This window comes from Halorubrum tibetense, assembly GCF_042661865.1.
Taxonomy (GTDB): domain Archaea; phylum Halobacteriota; class Halobacteria; order Halobacteriales; family Haloferacaceae; genus Halorubrum; species Halorubrum tibetense.
The window spans coordinates 1-872 of sequence record NZ_JBHSWW010000543.1 but is presented as its reverse complement, the minus strand read 5'-3'; the positions used below and the strand labels follow the sequence as shown (position 1 = coordinate 872).

Genomic DNA, 872 nt, shown 5'->3' with positions numbered 1-872 from the left:
GGCCCGGGCGAGCGTCCGTGGCTCCCCGCCGTACGCCGCGGGGCCGAAGTTGCCGGTGACGTGTGCGGTCAGGAGGCGGCCCGTCTCGCCGGCGTGTCTGGAGACGAAGACGAGGAGGTCGAGAGCGTCGGCACCCGACCCACCTTCGTGTTCGGTTCCGTCGAACGCGGCCGCCGGGTTCGAAAGGTGGATGTGGAGGTCGTCGAACTCGCGGAGCTCGAACCCCTCCGTCCGGTAGTACGCCCCGCCGCCGGCGGCGTCCGGCCGGCTCGGGTCCTCGTGGCGCGTCCAGTCCTCGATCGCGCGAAGTCGCTCGCCGATGTGTTCGGAGGCGCTGTCGGCCCGGCTGACGACGATCGCTATCACACCTCCTGATCGAGCGCGGGCGGCCGAATACCCGTCGGTTCGGGACCGACCGGGGGCGCACGCGGGCGTCTCCGGTTCACAGCGCCTACCACCTCTCACCGGTTATCAGCGGTGAGCAGTCGCGCTCACGGGATCAGCAGGTAGATGAAGCCGGCGTAGGCGACGACGAGTATCCCGCCGTCGAGGCGCGAGAGCCGTCTCCCGCGGTACATCAGCCCGACGAGGAGGACGGTAAAGGCGATCAGCGCAGGGAACTCGAACGCGCGGACGCCGGCGCTCACCTCGACCGGGGCGACCAGCGCGAGGATCCCGATCACGGCGAGCACGTTGTAGATGTTCGAGCCGACGACGTTGCCGACGCTGAAGCTGGCCTCGTCGCGGACGGCGGCCACGACGCTCGCGGCGAGCTCCGGCAGCGACGTGCCGATGGCGAGCACGGTGAGCCCGATGAACAGGTCGGTGAAGCCGGCGGCCGCGAGCAGCTCCCGTCCGCCCTCGATCAGCCA

The 872-nt window shown here is 70.6% G+C and carries 2 protein-coding genes; both read right to left on the bottom strand.

The features are described 5' to 3' along the window. A partial coding sequence (locus ACFQEU_RS16850) for a D-aminoacyl-tRNA deacylase (RefSeq protein ID WP_379784014.1) occupies positions 1 to 366 on the bottom strand: 366 nt, incomplete at its 3' end. 125 nt (positions 367 to 491) lie between these two features. After that, a partial coding sequence (locus ACFQEU_RS16845; protein ID WP_379784012.1) for a sodium:calcium antiporter occupies positions 492 to 872 on the bottom strand: 381 nt, incomplete at its 5' end.